Annotated in this window: 23 protein-coding genes; 17 read left to right on the top strand and 6 right to left on the bottom strand. The window is 36.5% G+C overall.

Features of this window, described 5'->3' with window-relative positions; translation table 11 throughout:
* Positions 1-62: 62 nt before the first annotated feature.
* The 15 genes from rpsH to rplQ all read left to right on the top strand — a co-directional run bounded on the left by rpsH (position 63) and on the right by rplQ (position 8738).
* Positions 63-464, top strand: coding sequence for a 30S ribosomal protein S8 (gene rpsH / locus AQF98_RS03240; RefSeq protein WP_235524166.1), 402 nt, complete (start codon positions 63-65; stop codon positions 462-464).
* Positions 465-482: 18 nt separating this feature from the next.
* The gene (gene rplF / locus AQF98_RS03235; protein ID WP_055130470.1) at positions 483-1040 is read left to right on the top strand and encodes a 50S ribosomal protein L6; all 558 of its coding nucleotides are present in this window, start codon (positions 483-485) and stop codon (positions 1038-1040) included.
* Positions 1041-1045: 5 nt separating this feature from the next.
* Entirely contained in the window at positions 1046-1399 is a 354-nt protein-coding gene (gene rplR / locus AQF98_RS03230; protein ID WP_055130469.1) for a 50S ribosomal protein L18, read from the top strand.
* A 33-nt stretch (positions 1400-1432) separates the two neighbouring features.
* A complete protein-coding gene (gene rpsE / locus AQF98_RS03225; protein ID WP_225871113.1) occupies positions 1433-1936 on the top strand; it encodes a 30S ribosomal protein S5 in 504 nt (167 codons plus the stop codon).
* A 4-nt stretch (positions 1937-1940) separates the two neighbouring features.
* Positions 1941-2120 carry a 50S ribosomal protein L30 gene (gene rpmD / locus AQF98_RS03220; protein WP_055130467.1) on the top strand — a complete coding sequence of 60 codons (180 nt, stop codon included), beginning with the start codon at positions 1941-1943 and terminating at the stop codon, positions 2118-2120.
* Positions 2121-2226: 106 nt separating this feature from the next.
* Positions 2227-2673 (top strand): 50S ribosomal protein L15, encoded by a 447-nt coding sequence (gene rplO, locus AQF98_RS03215; RefSeq protein ID WP_055130466.1) that lies wholly within the window; start codon positions 2227-2229, stop codon positions 2671-2673.
* Between the two features lie 3 nt (positions 2674-2676).
* Entirely contained in the window at positions 2677-4014 is a 1338-nt protein-coding gene (gene secY / locus AQF98_RS03210) for a preprotein translocase subunit SecY (RefSeq protein ID WP_055130465.1), read from the top strand.
* 65 nt (positions 4015-4079) lie between these two features.
* Positions 4080-4865 carry a type I methionyl aminopeptidase gene (gene map, locus AQF98_RS03205; protein ID WP_055130464.1) on the top strand — a complete coding sequence of 262 codons (786 nt, stop codon included), beginning with the start codon at positions 4080-4082 and terminating at the stop codon, positions 4863-4865.
* Positions 4866-4936: 71 nt separating this feature from the next.
* Positions 4937-5155: a translation initiation factor IF-1 gene (gene infA / locus AQF98_RS03200; protein ID WP_008244555.1), complete on the top strand. Its 219-nt coding sequence runs from the start codon at positions 4937-4939 to the stop codon at positions 5153-5155.
* 8 nt (positions 5156-5163) lie between these two features.
* Complete coding sequence (gene ykgO / locus AQF98_RS21785) at positions 5164-5280, top strand: type B 50S ribosomal protein L36 (protein WP_082434884.1); 117 nt, start codon at positions 5164-5166, stop codon at positions 5278-5280.
* Positions 5281-5350: 70 nt separating this feature from the next.
* Positions 5351-5728 (top strand): 30S ribosomal protein S13, encoded by a 378-nt coding sequence (gene rpsM, locus AQF98_RS03195; protein WP_055130463.1) that lies wholly within the window; start codon positions 5351-5353, stop codon positions 5726-5728.
* 144 nt (positions 5729-5872) lie between these two features.
* Positions 5873-6262: a 30S ribosomal protein S11 gene (gene rpsK, locus AQF98_RS03190; protein ID WP_055130462.1), complete on the top strand. Its 390-nt coding sequence runs from the start codon at positions 5873-5875 to the stop codon at positions 6260-6262.
* Positions 6263-6327: 65 nt separating this feature from the next.
* On the top strand, positions 6328-6936 hold the full coding sequence (gene rpsD / locus AQF98_RS03185; protein ID WP_055130461.1) for a 30S ribosomal protein S4: 609 nt from the start codon (positions 6328-6330) through the stop codon (positions 6934-6936).
* A gap of 77 nt (positions 6937-7013) precedes the next feature.
* The gene (locus AQF98_RS03180; protein WP_055130460.1) at positions 7014-8006 is read left to right on the top strand and encodes a DNA-directed RNA polymerase subunit alpha; all 993 of its coding nucleotides are present in this window, start codon (positions 7014-7016) and stop codon (positions 8004-8006) included.
* Positions 8007-8135: 129 nt separating this feature from the next.
* Positions 8136-8738, top strand: coding sequence for a 50S ribosomal protein L17 (gene rplQ / locus AQF98_RS03175; RefSeq protein WP_055130459.1), 603 nt, complete (start codon positions 8136-8138; stop codon positions 8736-8738).
* A gap of 57 nt (positions 8739-8795) precedes the next feature.
* On the opposite strand, the gene pepE is transcribed toward rplQ, so the two are convergent.
* The 3 genes from pepE to AQF98_RS03160 form a co-directional block, all read right to left on the bottom strand.
* Positions 8796-9488 (bottom strand): dipeptidase PepE, encoded by a 693-nt coding sequence (gene pepE, locus AQF98_RS03170; RefSeq protein WP_055130458.1) that lies wholly within the window; start codon positions 9486-9488, stop codon positions 8796-8798.
* Between the two features lie 89 nt (positions 9489-9577).
* A complete protein-coding gene (locus AQF98_RS03165) occupies positions 9578-10204 on the bottom strand; it encodes a gluconate 2-dehydrogenase subunit 3 family protein (protein WP_055130457.1) in 627 nt (208 codons plus the stop codon).
* A gap of 9 nt (positions 10205-10213) precedes the next feature.
* A complete protein-coding gene (locus tag AQF98_RS03160) occupies positions 10214-11950 on the bottom strand; it encodes a GMC oxidoreductase (RefSeq protein WP_055130456.1) in 1737 nt (578 codons plus the stop codon).
* A gap of 114 nt (positions 11951-12064) precedes the next feature.
* On the opposite strand from AQF98_RS03160, the gene AQF98_RS03155 reads away from it, so the two are divergent.
* Both AQF98_RS03155 and dnaK read left to right on the top strand, forming a co-directional pair.
* Positions 12065-13267, top strand: a complete 1203-nt coding sequence (locus tag AQF98_RS03155) for an SAM-dependent methyltransferase (RefSeq protein ID WP_055130455.1) — start codon at positions 12065-12067, stop codon at positions 13265-13267.
* 334 nt (positions 13268-13601) lie between these two features.
* Positions 13602-15509 carry a molecular chaperone DnaK gene (dnaK, locus tag AQF98_RS03150; RefSeq protein WP_055130454.1) on the top strand — a complete coding sequence of 636 codons (1908 nt, stop codon included), beginning with the start codon at positions 13602-13604 and terminating at the stop codon, positions 15507-15509.
* Positions 15510-15626: 117 nt separating this feature from the next.
* Here the strand turns inward: dnaK and AQF98_RS03145 are convergent, their stop codons facing one another.
* The 3 genes from AQF98_RS03145 to AQF98_RS03135 are packed head-to-tail and all read right to left on the bottom strand — an operon-like array spanning position 15627 to position 18313.
* On the bottom strand, positions 15627-16322 hold the full coding sequence (locus AQF98_RS03145) for a TMEM175 family protein (RefSeq protein WP_055130453.1): 696 nt from the start codon (positions 16320-16322) through the stop codon (positions 15627-15629).
* A 24-nt stretch (positions 16323-16346) separates the two neighbouring features.
* Positions 16347-17423, bottom strand: coding sequence for a phosphotransferase enzyme family protein (locus AQF98_RS03140; protein ID WP_055130452.1), 1077 nt, complete (start codon positions 17421-17423; stop codon positions 16347-16349).
* Positions 17414-18313 (bottom strand): sugar phosphate nucleotidyltransferase, encoded by a 900-nt coding sequence (locus tag AQF98_RS03135; RefSeq protein WP_055130451.1) that lies wholly within the window; start codon positions 18311-18313, stop codon positions 17414-17416. Before AQF98_RS03135 ends, AQF98_RS03140 begins: the two co-directional genes overlap by 10 nt.
* Positions 18314-18336 lie beyond the last annotated feature (23 nt).

Below are 18336 nucleotides of genomic sequence, written 5' to 3'. Positions count from 1 at the left end.
TTTTAACCGATAGCAGGTCCCACCGTTGGGTAACGGAAGGAAACCACTATCACAAATCAATAATAATGAATACAGATCCAATAGCAGATTACCTTACAAGGGTAAGAAATGCCATTAAGGCAAATCACAGAATCGTTGAGATTCCTGCATCAAACCTGAAAAAAGAAATTACAAAAGTTCTTTTTGATAAAGGTTACATCGCAAACTACAAGTTTGAAGACACTAATGCACAAGGCGTAATCAAAATCGCTTTAAAGTACAATGCAATTACTAAAATCTCTGCTATCCGTACGTTAACCCGTATCAGCAAACCAGGTTTAAGACAATATGCAGGTGTAGAAAACATGCCAAGAGTATTGAATGGTTTAGGTATCGCAATCTTATCTACTTCTAAAGGTGTAATGACTGATAAAGAAGCAGCCAAATTAAACATTGGCGGTGAGGTATTGTGTCACGTTTATTAATTAAAGGAGGATAGCACAATGTCAAGAATAGGAAAGAACCCGATTAATGTACCTGCAAGTGTAACTGTTACTGTATCAAAAGATAACGTAGTTACTGTTAAAGGTCCTAAAGGAGAATTAACTCAAGCGGTAGACGCTGATATTATTATAAGCCAAGAAGATGGTGTACTTACAGTAAACCGTCCAACTGAGCAAAAAAGACATAAAGCCTTACATGGTTTATATCGTTCTTTAATCAATAATATGGTTGTTGGTGTAACAGATGGTTATAAAATAGAACAAGAATTAGTAGGTGTGGGTTACCGTGCTACTAACCAAGGTAATACTTTGGATCTAGTTTTAGGTTATTCTCACCATTATGTGTTCCAATTGCCGGAAGAAATTAAAGTAACCACCACATCTGAAAAAGGTCAAACTCCTAAAATCATTTTAGAGAGTATCGATAAACAATTGATTGGCCAAGTAGCAGCGAAAATCCGTTCGTTACGTACACCAGAGCCGTATAAAGGTAAAGGTATCAAGTTTGTTGGTGAAGTGTTAAGAAGAAAAGCAGGTAAATCAGCTTCTAAAAAATAATTAAAATGGCAGGAAAAAAATTATCTCGTAGAGATCGTATCAAAAAAGGTATCAGAAAAAGACTTACTGGTTCTGAGAGCCGTCCACGTTTATCAGTTTATAGAAGCAATAAAGGTATTTATGCTCAAATCATTAACGATGTAACTGGTAATACAATAGTTTCAGCATCATCTTTATCTAAAGATTTTACTGGTAAAGGAAACAAATCTGATCAGTCGACCGCAGTAGGCAAGTTAATTGCTGAAAAAGCAATCGCAGCTGGTGTTAAAGAAGTTGTTTTCGACAGAAATGGTTACTTATACCATGGTCGTGTTAAATCGTTGGCAGATGGTGCTCGCGAAGCTGGTTTAGTATTTTAATCTAAGAAATAGGATAAGATGTCAACTATCAATATAAAAAGAGTAAAGACTAGCGAAATCGAATTGAAAGATCGTTTAGTTAGCATACAACGTGTTGCCAAAGTAACCAAAGGTGGCCGTACCTTCAGCTTCTCAGCTATCGTAGTTGTTGGAGATGAGCAAGGTGTTGTTGGTTATGGTTTAGGTAAAGCAAAAGAGGTTACTGAAGCAATTGCAAAAGGTATCGACGATGCAAAGAAGAACTTAGTAAAAGTTCCTATCTTGCACGGTACTGTACCGCATGAGCAAATTGGTAAGTTCTCTGGAGGTTTTGTTTTAATCAAACCTGCAGCAGTAGGTACCGGTGTAATTGCTGGTGGTGCAATGCGTGCCGTATTAGAGAGTGCTGGTATACACAACGTATTGGCAAAGTCAAAAGGTTCATCAAACCCACACAACGTGGTAAAAGCAACAGTAGATGCTTTAACTAAAATGCGTGATGCTTATACAGTAGCACAGCACCGTGGTGTGGATTTAAACAAAGTTTTTAACGGATAATATCATGGCTAAAATTAAAATTACCCAAGTAAAAAGCATTATCGATAGAAGCGAACGCCAAAAAAGAACAATGAAAGCTTTAGGTTTAACTAAAATGAACCAAAGTGTAGAAGTTGAGGCTAACGCTGCCATTATTGGGATGGTAAGAAAAGTTAATCACTTAGTAGCTATAGAGACTATTTAATTATTAAGATCTGTTTAGGATGCACGAAAATGCCCTAAACAGATTTTTATTTATTTATCGCTGTTCCTGATTAGTGAAAGCGAAGGGCAGCACAAAAGTTTAAAAAATGAACTTAAGTAATTTAAAACCTGCAAAAGGTTCTATCAAAAAAGTTAAAAGAATTGGTCGTGGTCAAGGTTCTGGTCGTGGTGGTACTTCCACTCGTGGTCATAAAGGAGCTGGTTCACGTTCTGGTCACTCTACAAAAATCGGTTTTGAAGGTGGTCAAATGCCATTACAACGTCGTGTGCCTAAAGTAGGTTTCAAACCTATCAACCGTACAGAGTATGTTGGCGTTAACTTAGACGTACTACAAGGTTTAGTAGAAAGATTCAATCTAACAAGTATTGATTTCGCTACTTTACAAGAGCATGGTTTAGCTTCAAAAAATGACTTAGTGAAAATCTTAGGTCGTGGTGAAGTTAAAGCTAAATTAGAAGTTACAGCTCACGCTTTTTCTGCAACTGCACAAAAAGCTATCGAAGCTGCTGGAGGCTCAATCGTAAAATTGTAATTAATGAAGAAGCTATTTACTACTTTCAGTAATATTTGGAAAATACAAGAATTAAAAGAGCGTATCTTATTTACGCTTATGATTCTTGTAATCTACAGGTTCGTTTGTCAAGTGGTTCTACCAGGTGTAGACCCAGCTCAGTTAGTGAATACCGAAAAAACTGGCATTTTAGGTTTGTTAGATATGTTTGCGGGAGGTGCCTTTTCTAAAGTATCTATCCTTGCATTAGGTGTAATGCCTTATATCTCTGCATCCATTGTTGTTCAGTTGTTAGGTATTGCAGTGCCTTCTTTCCAGAAAATGCAAAAAGAAGGTGAGAGTGGCAGAAAAAAATTAACTCAAATTACTCGTTACCTAACTGTTGCCATTACTGCTGTACAAGCAGTAGGTTATGTTAAAACACAGGTGCCTAAAGAAGCCATCATGATAGATCATACCATGTTCTATGTTTTGTCTGGCTTTGTATTAACAGCAGGTACCTTGTTTGTAATGTGGTTAGGTGAAAAAATAACTGATAAAGGTATTGGTAATGGTACATCATTGATCATCATGGTGGGTATCATCGCTCGTTTACCAATGGCTATCGATCAGGAAGTACGCTCTGTATTTACTGGTAATGACGGTGGTCTAATCAGACTTGTTTTAGAGATTGTTGCTTTATTTGCAGTAATTATGTTTACAATTCTAATTGTACAAGGTGTACGTAAAGTGCCTGTACAATATGCTAAAAGGATTGTTGGTAATAGACAAGTTGGAGGTGTAAGACAGTATATTCCATTAAAAGTTAACGCGGCTGGTGTAATGCCAATCATTTTTGCGCAAGCATTAATGTTTATCCCGAATGCTTTAATTGGTGTATTCCCTAAGTTAACAGATAGTTGGTTGCATCAGTATACTGATATTACTTCACTAACGTATAGCTTAACGTTTGCATTTTTAATCATTGCATTTACTTTCTTTTATACTGCAATTACAGTTAATCCAACTCAAATGTCGGATGATATGAAAAAGAATGGTGGTTTTATTCCAGGTATTAAACCAGGTTTAGCTACTTCTTCTTTTATTGATGATGTGATTTCTAAGATTACTTTCCCAGGATCGTTATTCTTAGCAATTATCGCTATTCTACCTTCATTTGCTGTTAAGCTTGGTATACAACAAGAATTTGCACACTTCTTCGGTGGTACATCATTATTGATCTTGGTAGGTGTAGTATTAGATACTTTACAACAAGTAGAGAGTTATCTATTGATGCGTCACTACGATGGTTTAATGAAAACCGGAAGAGTAACTGGTCGTACAGGAATTCCTGCGGCTAGTGGTAGCGGTGCTGCATTATAAGAAATGATAGAAGGAGTGAATAATAGTATGAAAAACTAAAATTCACTCCTTCAAAATTTAAAAACATGTCTAAAATTTATTATAAATCTCCGGAGGAGATCGAATTAATAAGGGAAAGTTCTTTACTGGTTTCAAAAACCCTTGCAGAAGTTGCGAAGATTATTGCACCAGGTATTACAACCATTGCATTAGATAAATTAGCCTACGAATTTATAAAGGATCACGGTGCAATCCCAGCCTTTTTAAACTATGGAGGTTTTCCGAACTCATTGTGCATTTCGCCCAATGATCAGGTAGTGCATGGTTTTCCAAATGAATATGTAATCAAAGAAGGAGATCTAATCTCAGTTGATTGCGGTGTAATCAAAAATGATTTCTTCGGAGATTCTGCTTACACGTTTTCTATTGGAGAAGTTGATGCCGAAAAGCAAAAATTGACCAAAGTAACACAAGAGTGTTTAAACTTGGCTATTGAAAAGGCAGTTGTTGGAATGCGAATTGGTGATATCGCTTTTGCGGTACAAAACCATGCAGAAACAAATGGTTTTGGCGTAGTAAGAGAATTAGTAGGACATGGTGTTGGAGTTAAACTTCACGAGAAACCAGAAGTGCCAAATTATGGTAAGCGTGGAAGTGGAGTGAAATTGGAAGAGGGAATGGTGATCGCTATTGAACCAATGATTAATGCAGGAACTGCTGCAATAAAATTTTGGTCAGATGGATGGACGGTAACTACCAAGGACAATAAACCTTCAGCACATTTTGAACACACGGTTGCTATCAAAAAGGGGAAAGCGGACGTTTTATCAACGTTTTCACTTATTGAAGAAGTTTTAAAAGAAAAAAAGTAAAAAAGTAAAAATTTTTATTTAATTTTGCAACCCTGTTTAATAGCAGCTAATTAAGTAAAAATCAATATAATATGGCTAAACAAGCCTCGATTGAACAAGACGGAGTAATAAGAGAAGCATTATCGAATGCGATGTTTCGGGTTGAACTCGAAAATGGCCATGAGATTATTGCTCATATTTCAGGAAAAATGAGGATGCACTACATCAAAATTTTACCTGGGGATAAAGTTAAATTAGAGATGTCGCCTTACGATTTATCAAAGGGTAGAATCACTTATAGATATAAATAAATATTATAATGAAAGTTAGGTCATCAATTAAAAAACGTAGCGCTGATTGTAAGATTATTCGCCGTAAAGGTAAACTTTACGTAATCAACAAGAAAAATCCGAAGTTTAAGCAACGTCAGGGATAATTAAAACATTGAACGTGTTCGTACAACGGTGGCCCGCCGTTCGAGCGTTCTTCTAAACAAAAATATAAATATGGCAAGGATTTCAGGTATTGATTTACCAAGAAACAAAAGAGGTGAGATCGGACTAACTTATATCTTCGGAATAGGTAGAACAACTGCACAGAACATTTTAACTGAAGCAGGTATTGATTTCAATAAAAAAGTACAAGATTGGTCTGATGATGAATTATCGGCTATCCGTACCATCATTAACGACGGCATCAAAGTAGAAGGTGCATTACGTTCAGAAGTTCAATTGAACATCAAACGTTTAATGGATATCGGTTGTTACCGTGGCTTACGTCATAGAAAAGGTTTACCTGTTCGTGGTCAACGTACCAAAAACAACTCTCGTACCCGTAAAGGAAAGAGAAAAACAGTTGCTAACAAGAAAAAAGCTTCTAAATAATAGATAGATAAGAGAGGTTTTAGGTGTGTATTCATATCTAAAATCTTTTTATGTCTGGAATAAAAGATAAAAAATAAGATGGCGAGTGCCGGGCTAGAAAATTTATCCTATCTCAATTCTCCTATCTAAAATCTAAAAGAAAAAATGGCTAAAAGTAAAAAAGTTACCAAAAAGCGTATTGTTGTAATTGAGTCTGTAGGTCAGGCACACATCAATGCTACGTTCAACAACATCATTGTTACCCTAACAAATAACAACGGTCAAACTATTTCATGGTCTTCTGCAGGTAAAATGGGATTCAAGGGTTCTAAAAAGAACACTCCATACGCTGCTGGCCAAGCTGCATCTGATTGCGGTAAAGTAGCATTCGACTTAGGTTTACGTAAAGTAGATGTATTTGTTAAAGGTCCAGGTTCAGGCCGTGAGTCTGCAATCAGAACTTTACAAGTTGCAGGTATCGAAGTGACTTCTATTAAAGATATCACTCCGCTTCCACACAATGGATGTCGTCCACCAAAGAAAAGAAGAGTTTAATTAATCATTTTTAAAGCTAAGAGTCTGCAACTTCAGGTTGTACGATACTTTAAAATCACAAACAAATGGCAAGATATACCGGACCGAAGTCCAAAATAGCCCGTAAGTTCAGAGAACCAATTTTTGGTCCTGACAAAGTATTAGACAGAAAAAATTATCCTCCTGGCCAACATGGCGCTTCAAAAAGAAGAGGAAAACAATCTGAGTACGCAGTACAGTTAATGGAAAAACAAAAAGTAAAATACACTTATGGTGTGTTAGAAAAACAATTCCGTAACTTGTTTACTAAAGCTTCATCTCGCGATGGTATCACTGGTGATAACTTATTGCAATTGTTAGAAGCACGCTTAGATAATACAGTATACAGATTAGGTATTGCTCCAACCCGTTCAGGTGCACGTCAATTGGTTAGCCACAAACACGTAACTGTAAATGGTGAGGTTGTAAATATTCCATCATATCAATTAAGAGCTGGTGATGTAATCGCAGTACGTGATAAATCTAAATCATTAGAAGCGATCACAAATTCTGTAGCAGGAAGAGTAATCAATAAATTCAATTGGTTAGATTGGAATGCAAGTGAGTTAACAGGTAAGTTTTTAGCTTATCCTAACCGTGATGAGATCCCAGAAAACATTAAAGAGAACCTTATAGTAGAGTTATACTCTAAGTAATAATTTTAGTTAAAGCCCTTGTGGCTTTAACTTTTTATGTTACACAACATTCATATAACGATCTAAAAACATTATAAATGGCAATTTTAGCATTTCAGAAACCCGATAAGGTAATCATGCAGAAATCAACTGATTTCGATGGTCAATTTGAATTTCGTCCTTTAGAGCCCGGTTTCGGTGTAACAATTGGTAATGCCTTAAGAAGAATTTTATTGTCTTCTTTAGAAGGTTTTGCTATTACAAGTATTCGTTTTTCAGGCGTTTCTCACGAGTTTTCTACCATGAAAGGTGTTGTAGAAGATTTAACTGAAATCATCTTAAACTTAAAACAAGTTCGTTTTAAGAAAGTAGGTGAATCAGGAGATTCAGAAAAAGTATTCATCATCGTTAACGGTCAAGATCAATTCTTAGCTGGTGATATTACAAAATTCTCTAACAACTTTGAGGTTTTAAACCCTGATTTTGTGATCTGTAACATGGAGAAATCAGTTACTTTAGAAGTAGAATTAACTATCAATAAAGGACGTGGTTATGTACCTGCAGAAGAGAATAAAATTACTGATACAGTAGTTGGTGTAATTGCAATCGATTCGATTTTTACCCCAATGAAAAATGTAAAATACACGATTGAAAACTATCGTGTTGAGCAAAAAACAGATTACGAGAAATTAATTTTAGATATTTCTACTGATGGATCTATCCACCCAGAAGAAGCTTTAAAAGAAGCAGCTAAAATTTTGATCCAACACTTTATGTTGTTCTCTGATGAGAATTTAGTATTAGAATCTCAAGCTAAAGAAGAAACTAAAGAGGTTGATGAAGAAATTTTACACATGCGTAAAATCCTTAAAACCGAATTGGTTGATTTAGATCTTTCAGTTCGTGCTTTAAACTGCTTAAAAGCAGCGGATATCCGCACTTTAGCTGATCTAGTATCTTACGATGTTGCTGACATGTTAAAATTCAGAAACTTCGGTAAAAAATCTTTAACTGAAATTCAGGAATTGGTAAAATCTAAACAATTATCGTTTGGAATGAACCTTTCTAAATTTAAGTTAGACGAAGAATAAAAACGTTTTAAGTTATAAGTGGTACGTATTACGTAGAACTTATAACTCAAAACTTAACACAAATATTCACTGTGTATAATTCCCTCAGATTAATTTCATAGAGACGGTATACACTTTACAAAACAAAAAATGAGACACGGTAAAAAACACAACCATTTAGGCAGAACTACATCGCACAGAAAAGCGATGTTGGCAAACATGGCTTCATCTTTAATTAAGCACAAAAGAATTACAACTACTTTAGCTAAAGCAAAAGCTTTACGCGTTTATGTAGAGCCTATCATTACAAAATCTAAAAATGATACTACACACTCTCGTCGTACAGTATTCTCTTACTTGCAAGATAAAGAAACCGTTACAGAATTATTCCGTGACGTAGCTGCTAAAGTTGCCAACCGTCCAGGTGGTTACACTCGTATTATCAAATTGAACAATCGTTTAGGTGATAATGCTGAGATGGCATTAATTGAGTTGGTTGACTATAACGAAGTTTACGGTAAAGATACTGCAGCTGAAGAAAAGAAAACTACACGTAGAGGTAGAAGCAAAGCTAAAAAAGCTGATGCTCCTGCTGCTGAAGTGAAAGCTGAAAAAGCTCCTAAAGCAGAAGCGGTAGTTGAAGATGCAGTTGTTGTTGAAGAAGAAGTAGCAGCACCAGCTGTTGAAGAAACTCCTGCAACTGAAGAAGCTGCTCCAGAAGCTAACGCTGATGAAGAAGCTCCAAAAGCATAGTTAGATTTAACATCTAAAAATATAAAGCCCTTTAGGATTTCCTAAAGGGCTTTTTGTTTAAAGCTTATTTCCAGAAGCTAACTCATAAGGAGTTTGGTCTTTTTCAAATATCCTAGTAGTGTGTTTACCTTCTACGGTTATTTGATTGCCTATTCTTCTTATCCAATTTCCTTCTCTAAGTCCTACTACCTTGGTGTCATTCTGACTTAGGAACTCTAAAATTCGTGTTTCCCTTGTTTCCCCATTATGCCTAAGCTCTGGTTGAGGATCTAAATAATGAGCATTAATGTTAAACGGAACTAGGCCCATACAATCGAAACTTGGTGGATAAACAATTGGCATATCGTTGCTTGTTTTCATAGTCATCCCGCCAATATTGCTTCCAGCACTGCAACCTAAATAGGGTTTACCTTTTTCAACATTAACTTTTAATATATCCATTAAAGCCAATTCATGCATCGTTTTAACCAATAAAAAGGTATTTCCGCCTCCTGTAAAAAATCCAGTGGCATTTTCTATTGCTTCTTTTCTATTGTCAAATTCATGAAGTCCTTTTACTTTAATTCCTATTGTAGCAAAGAAGTTTGCTGCTTTTAAGGTATAGTCATCATGAGAAATTCCACTTGGTCTAGCAAATGGAATGAAGATGATTTCGTCAATTCCCTTGAATAAAGCTACAATTTCAGTTTTGAGGTAAGCAAGGTATTGTTCACCAAATAGCGTAGATGTTGAGGCCAGTAATACATTCATGGTTTCAAAGATAGAGAGAATGAGCAAGCAATAATCAACTTTCGACTATAATTACATTTTGGTTCTTTTATTGGAACTCACATTCCATTTTAGATCTTTATGTTCTCCATGCCATATTGTTTAAGTACCTCTGGTGGAACACCTGGCCATTGATTAGGGACATTGCCTACATAACCAATATCTTTCACGCCAATTTCACTGGTATAAAATCCTGAAGCAGTTAAACTTCTCATTCTATTAAAAAAAGATACTCCAGCCAACATTTCGGGTTTAGCCTTTTTCGGATAGGCAATTTCGTCGATGATAGCAATTTGTTCTTTCGGCGAAGCCTCAATAAATGACTTCTCATATTTGTTAAAGCAATGAAGGTCCAACCATTTAAGGCCACCTCGCATCGGTACTTGATGCTCCGGAATGTCTTTCACTATAAATTCTATAAAATCAGGTACTTTGGCATCTGTGGCACTTCCAGAAAAATCGTCTTTTGGAATGATGATGTCTGCCAGAACAGCAATAGTAGCCATTTCATGTTTGGTGAAAAAAGTTTCTGACTTCAATTTTACATCTCTTTCCACTTCCCACTGCTCACGGCCTGCTTCTTTTTCTGGGTTAGCTGTTGTCGTGGTTTCAGTAGCAGGTTGTTTACATGCCTCGAGCAGTACTGTAGTGGTTAATGCGGTAAGGCCAATGGCCTTAAGCGAATCGCGTCTATTCATTTTATACGATTAAATATTTTGTCTTTTCTTTTCTGCCAAAATGTATTCGGCTGTTCTCATTGCCAAGGCTAGGATAGTCCAAGTTGCATTTTTATCACCTTGTTGTACAAAGGGACCAGCATCAACCACAAATAGATTTTTACAATCATGTGCTTGGCAATATTTATTTAAGGCTGACTTTTTTGGATCATCGCCCATTCTGATCGTACCAACTTCGTGAATGATTTTTCCTGGAGCTTCGAGACCATAATTGGTTTCAGGACCTTGAATTGTTGAGGTAACAACAGCTCCCATCTCTTTCATAATAGAGAGGAATGTTTCTTGCATGTGTTTGGCTTGAAGAATTTCTTCGGTGGCCCATTTGTAATGAAATCTTAAAACTGGAATGCCATATTTATCAACCACATTTGGGTCAATTTCACAATAATTGTCGGCCCTAGCTATTGCAGTACCACGACCAGCCATGCCTACTCCTGTTCCATATAAACGACGGTAATCATCTTTAAGTGATGCTCCATAACCCCCAGCTTCTTTCATTTTACCATTTCGATCAGGTACCATGCCGTTTTGAGTTGGAACACCTCCACCAAAGCCGTAAGAAGGCATACGCATCCCACCGCCGTATTCAATATGGTAACCTCGAGGAAAATTTAATTTTTTATTGTCTAACCACCATGGAGAATAAATGTGTACGCTACCTACACCATCTTCATTATACCTTTTTCGATCTAAAAGTTGTGGTAAAAAGCCAGAAACACTAGCGCCAGTAGAATCATGAAGGTATTTTCCTACTACACCACTGTTATTTGCCAGTCCGTTGGGATGTTGTGATGATTTTGAATTTAATAAAATCCGAGCCGACTCGCAGGCACTGGCACCTAAAATTATAAGTTTGCCATTTACCTGGTATTCTTGTAAATCTTTTCTGTTTACATAAGAAACACCTTTCGCAGTGCCATCTTTGTCGGTAATTACTTCTCTAACCATGGCATCGGTAATTACTGTTAAATTTCCAGTGTTTACTGCTGGGATAACCAAACATGAAGATGCCGAAAAATCGCCATAAACTTTACAGGCTCGACCACATTGACCACAATAAAAACAAGGTGCACGATCATTATTGCCCTTAATGCTTTCGGTCATTACTGCACCTCTGCCCGGAATAACAGGAACACCTGCTTTTTGAGCCCCATTTTTAATAAAAAGCTCATGCAAACGGGGTTTAGGTGGCTTCATAAAAATACCATCTGGTTCATTTTCAATTCCTTCGGCGGTACCATAAATGCCAATCATCCTGTCAATTTTATCATAAAATGGTTTCAGGTCATCATAGGTTATTGGCCAAGGATCTGTTAATCCGTCTGTTGGTTTAAAGTCTACAGGACCCATTCTTAAAGAAATTCTTCCCCAATGGTTGGTACGGCCACCTAGCATACGCGACCTAAACCATTCAAACTCTGTCTTATCTTTAGTGGTATAAGGCTCGCCATCTAATTGCCAACCTCCATAAGATGCATCGAAATCGCCAAATGGGCGGGTAGTACCAGCACCTCGTCTAGGCGATTCCCAAGGCCATTTTAGTTGTTGGGCATCAGTTCTTGGATCGAAATATTGGCCAGCCTCGAGCATTAAAACTTTTTGTCCGGCATGAGCCAATACATAGGCAGCCATTCCTCCGCCTGCCCCAGAGCCAACTACGATGGCATCATATACAGTAGAAGATTTTTTTATTTGAAAGTCGGTCATTATAAGTGGTTATAATTTAACTATATCCTAATTTAAAGCTTAATTTTGTTAAATAAAAACGATACGGTAGCTATTTTGATCATATAATAGCGAAGTAATTATTAAGCTATTGATATGGACAATACGGGGACATTGGCAATTTTTAAGGATCTTTTAAACACAGTAACTGCTGATGGTACACTAGTGAAAATTTCTTTGGGTAATTACAAGGGGAATGATCGAGAGTTAAAAAATCTCTACGTTAAAAAGGTGATCATTAAAAGAGCAGACATGCTTTCGTTTAATTACCGTTATAAAACTAGAGACATATTTAAAAATCTTTCAATAACAGAAGGAATTGCTTTAATAATCAATTTGTTAAGTAATGATTTTAAGATTGCTACTTTATTTACTACCCATAAGGAAGTAATTTTGGAGCATGATAAAAAGGATGTAATCAAGATTCGGGAAAGAGATTTAAATGTAAAACTGCAACCGAGTTTGGAGCATAACAAAGAAAAGAAACGACTGATTAAACCTAGTGGGAATGCTTATTTGCCTGCATTGAAAATTACCGATGCAGAAGGGAATGTTTTTAAAAATGCCCAAGATAAGTATAAACAGATCAATCAATACATAGAGATATTGAGTTCCTTGATTAAGGAATTGCCCGAAGGGACAATTAAAAATGTGGTAGATATGGGTTCGGGTAAAGGATATTTAACTTTTGCCTTATACGATTATTTGCATCAACAATTAGCGTTAAAGACGAAAGTAACTGGTGTAGAGTTTAGAGAAGACCTGGTTACTCTTTGTAATGGTATTGCTAAACAGGCTAACTTTGACCAATTGAATTTTGTGCAGGGTACAATTGAAGATTACGCAGTAGCTGATATCAATTTATTGATTGCCTTACACGCTTGTGATACCGCTACCGATGATGCCATTTACAAAGGGATACAGGCCGGGGCAGAATTAATTGTTGTTGCGCCTTGTTGCCATAAGCAGATTAGACGAGAGATAGAGCAAAACAAAGTTAAAAACGATGTTTCCTTTCTTACCAAATACGGGATATTTTTAGAACGTCAGGCCGAAATGGTTACCGATGGATTAAGAGCCCTCATTTTAGAATACTGTGGTTATAAAACAAAGGTGTTCGAATTTATTTCTGATGCACATACGCCGAAGAATGTTTTGGTAGTAGGGGTGAAGAGAGCTGAAAGTTTAAAGCTTAAAGCTGAAAGCGAAAGGAAAAAAGAGATTTTAAAGAAAATAAAGGATACCAAGACTTACTTTGGAATAAGTTACCATCATCTGGAAAAACTTTTAGGGATTTAAATAAATAAGGTGTCGCAATTTGCGACACCTTAGAAAGTCTGATGTAAAAGCTATGCACAGCCTTTTGTGCCACCAACCTGATGGTAGCGAACACGAAGTAAAGCGAACAGCCTGCCTGCGGTAGGCTGGCAGGACTGTCATTACCGAATGCCAAAAACCTTGAATCTTTAAACGTACTGCCTTTTATCCTAATTCTGCCAAGCTGTCAGCATAATAATGGACTATTTTTTACATTTTAACAGTTTTTTTGCTGTTATTTCTGCCAAAACCTAATTGGCACATTGCTTGTTATTAGCTTGTAAACATTAAAAATTTAAAAGAAATACATAATAAAATGGGAAAAATAATTGGTATAGACTTAGGAACAACAAACTCTTGCGTTTCTGTAATGGAAGGTAACGAACCTGTAGTTATAGCCAACAGTGAGGGTAAACGTACTACGCCATCGATTGTTGCTTTTGCAGAGAACGGCGAGCGTAAAGTGGGTGAACCTGCTAAACGTCAGGCGATAACGAACCCTACAAAAACAATTTATTCTATTAAACGCTTTATGGGCAGCAGCTATGCTGAGGTTGCTAAAGAAATTTCTAGAGTACCTTATAAAGTAGTTAAAGGCGACAACAATACACCTCGTGTAGAGATTGACGACCGTAAATATACTCCACAAGAAATTTCTGCAATGATTTTGCAGAAAATGAAAAAAACTGCTGAAGATTTCTTAGGACAAGAAGTTACTGAAGCGGTAATTACCGTACCTGCTTACTTTAACGATGCACAACGTCAAGCTACTAAAGAAGCTGGTGAAGTTGCGGGTTTAACTGTAAAACGTATCATTAACGAACCAACTGCTGCAGCTTTAGCTTATGGCTTGGATAAAGCACACAAAGACATGAAAATTGTGGTGTTTGACTGTGGTGGTGGTACACATGACGTTTCTGTATTAGAATTGGGTGATGGCGTTTTTGAAGTAAAATCTACTGATGGTGATACACACTTAGGTGGTGATGATTTTGATCACGTAATTATTGATTGGTTAGCTGCAGAATTCCAAACTGAAAACGGAATGGACTTGGCTAAAGATCCAATGGCTTTACAACGTTTAAAAGAAGCTGCTGAAAAAGCTAAAATTGAATTGTCGAGCACTACTTCTACAGAAATCAATTTGCCTTATATTACTGCTGATGCAAGTGGTCCGAAACACTTGGTTAGAACTTTAAGCCGTGCTAAATTTGAGCAATTGGCTGGCGATTTGATCAAACGTACAATTGATCCTTGTAAATCTGCCTTGAAAAATGCTGGTTTAAAAGTAAGTGATATCGACGAAATTATCTTAGTAGGTGGTTCAACTCGTATTCCTGCTATTCAGGATGCAGTTAAAGCTTTCTTTGGTAAAGAGCCAAGTAAAGGTGTAAATCCTGATGAGGTTGTAGCTATTGGTGCTGCTATTCAAGGTGGTGTATTAACTGGTGAGGTTAAAGACGTATTGTTATTAGATGTTACTCCGCTTTCTTTAGGTATTGAAACTATGGGTGGTGTAATGACTAAATTAATTGAAGCCAATACAACTATTCCTTCTAAAAAAGCAGAAACTTTCTCTACTGCTGCTGATAACCAGCCAAGTGTAGAAATCCATATTTTACAAGGTGAGCGTCCGATGGCTGCTCAGAACCGTACTATTGGTCGTTTCATTTTAGATGGAATTCCACCAGCACCACGTGGTGTGCCTCAAGTAGAAGTTGCTTTTGATATTGATGCCAATGGTATCTTACACGTAAGTGCAAAAGATAAAGCTACTGGTAAAGAGCAAAAAATCCGTATCGAAGCATCATCTGGTTTAACTGATGAAGAGATCAAAAAAATGAAAGAAGAAGCTGAAGCAAATGCTGAAGCTGATGCTAAAGCTAAAGAAGAAGCAGATAAAATTAATGGCGCTGATGCTTTAATTTTCTCTACTGAGAAACAATTGAAAGAGTTTGGTGATAAATTATCTGCTGATAAAAAAGCACCGATCGAAGCTGGTTTAGAGAAATTAAAAGCAGCACATTTGTCTCGCAACTTTGCTGATATCGATGCTGCACAAGAAGAATTGCAAAATGCTTGGAATGTAGCTTCTGAAGAGATGTACAAAGCAGGTCAGGATGGACAGGCACCAGAAGGAGCACCACAAGCTGATGCTCAACAAGGTGGCGATACTGTGACTGATGTTGATTTTGAAGAAGTAAAAGACGAAGAGAAGAAATAATTCAATTCTCAGTCTTCAGTTTGCAGTTCTGAGTTTGGAACTGAATAAACCGTAAAACAATAAAAAAGCGTCGTTGATTAAGTTCAGCGACGCTTTTTTTATGATAATGATTTTAATTTATTTCTTGCGTTTTACAACTGGTTTAGGTTGATATTCTAATTCTTTTACCTTTCCGAAGGTTCTATTTAAAATTAGGATAGCTGGCCAAATTAGCATAGGTGCAAACCTACTGAGCATATTTAAGCCGTTAGCTGAGGGCAAACAAAAATCAAGTACTAATCCAAAAATAAAAATACAAGGAACAGTTAATGTTCTCCAACGTGCCAATTGGCGTGCTTTGAGGTTGTCAAAACCATCAGAAATTCTTCCTCTATGCTTAATAATGTAACTTAACATGGCGTAGTTAAATAGACCTGTGGCTCCAACATTTATGCAATAGAAATAGAAGGGAATGGTAAGTGCCGTGTTTTCGCTATAATAAGCCGAGCTAAAAGGCATTAAGATAATGGTAAACAGGAAAAAGAAGTTTAACCAGATCAACCTGTCATCATAATCTTTAACAAAAGAAAACAAACGATGGTGTGAGCGCCAATAAATAGCAATGACAAAAAAGCTAATGATAAATCCTATAAATAGTGGCAGAAGATCTGATAACTGCTGGGCTATTTGAGAACTGCTCATGCCATGTGCAATATGGGGTGGTTTGATTTCAATGACCAGAAGTGTAATTGCAATGGCAAAAACAGCATCGGTAAATAAAATCATTCTTTCGATCTGGAATTCTTTTTTTAATTCATTGTTGATCTGTGACATAAAGAGGCGTCTAATTTATATGCTTTAAGCTAAACATTCTTCAATGATGTCTTGAAGAATCTTCTCATTCTCGAATAATTCATTTAAGAGTTTCAATTGATTTTTAGCTCTATCCAAGTTTTGTGTAGGATAAGAAATAGGGTAGTAAATACTTCCGTTCAAGTAATCAGTTAAAAAACGTAGGGCTTGCATGTACACAATGTATTTGCCAGAAAATAAGATCAGTTCTTGTTCTGTGGGGGTTAACATATCAGCCATTTCTGACAAATAACCTTCAACAGTAGCTTTAAAATAAGGTAACCTGATCTTGATTTTAGCTAAATCTATCTCATTTTCTGCATAGGCACATAAATAGGTGCGCATCATGTCGCCCAGATCTGAGATAAATTTACCAGGCATTAAGGTATCTAAGTCAATTACACAAATGCCATGGTAATCAGTTTCATCTAAAAGTACATTGCTGATCTTAGTGTCGTGGTGCATTACCCGATTAGGGAAATCTTTACGATGTTCGTAAGATTTATAATAATCTACAATAAAATGATGGCGCAATGCAGTTTCAATTTCATGACTAGCTTTGAGCTTTAGTTCTGTTGAGGTTTGACTTAGTGCAAAGGTGAATTGCTCATAACGCCAAGCCAAGTCATGGAAACCTGGAATTGTAGGTTGGAGCACTTCCGTATCGAAATTATTTAAGAGTCTACTTAATTTGCCAAATTGTTTAGCGGCTTCGTAGGCTTGTTTTGGATCGCTTAAAGTATCAAAGGCCATGGTGTTGGCTACAAAAGGAAGTAAACGCCAATAATCGCCATTATGGGCAAACATTAAATGGCCATCTAATGTCGGAATTGGAGCTGGAAAAAGATAATCTGGATTATTTGCTTTTAAATAATCAGCAACCGCTTTGATATTGTTGGCAATAGCAAAGGGATCTTTAAAAACATGTACATTAATATTCTGAAGAATGTATTGTTTGTTATTTTGCAATGTAGAAAGCAAATAGGTTCGGTTGATATGTCCTGAACCTACTTGTTGTAAAGTAGTGATATTTAAAGTAAATCCGTAAGCCTTTAAAATATCTTCATCAATATTTAACTCCATAGTTTTTCTGGATACGCTCCATCTTTGATCAGCTGATCAATGCTAGCTTGCACGAAAGGTTTATCTTCTTTATAGGTAACGCCAAACCACTGATTTGAAGTTGGTACAACTTTAAAGGTTGCTGTATTGTTTTTTACTAGGGTTTCTCCAATTAAAGGGATAAAGAATTCTGCTTTAGGTTTGTCTTTATTGGCCATTGCAAATTCTTTGAATAGCTCTTCTGTGATTTGAAAAACAGCAGGTGTAAAGCCCCAAAAATTCATCGATACTGGTGTTTCAAAAGTCAATGGATATTGTGTACCTTCTTCTTCATATACAATTACCCCGTTTTCTTCAAAAACTTTGGTGCGTTCAACAATTTCTTGGAGATTATTGCTTTCATCAACTTTACATACGCCACGAGATACTGCACCAAAATCAGAGAGTGTTTTTCCGATTTGATAACCTATGATCGAATAATTGCTGTCATTGGCTTCTGTGGTTAAAAAATCAACCATCTTTTGATAAGCATCAAAACCATAAAAATCGTCTGCATTGATTACACAGAAAGGTTCTTTTACCACTTTTCTTCCAGATAGGATGGCATGTGCTGTACCCCAAGGTTTTTCGCGGTATATTTCTTCTTCGATATCAAATTGTTTCAAATCGAAATTTTGGAAAACGTAATCAACTTCAATCTTGCCTTTTAACTTAGGGTCGAATATATTTCTAAAATTAGTTACAAATTCTTCTTTGATGATAAATACAACTTTGCCAAACCCGGCTTTAATTGCATCATATATAGAGTAATCGATAATGGTTTCGCCGTTCGGGCCAAATCCATCAATTTGTTTCATACTTCCGTAACGGCTAGCCATTCCTGCGGCCAAAATTAATAAAGTGGGTTTCATTAAGTATATTTAGAATTGGAAAA

The sequence above is a fragment of the Pedobacter sp. Hv1 genome, from assembly GCF_001412215.1.
Classification (GTDB): domain Bacteria; phylum Bacteroidota; class Bacteroidia; order Sphingobacteriales; family Sphingobacteriaceae; genus Pedobacter.
This window is presented reverse-complemented; position numbering and strand designations above follow the sequence as displayed.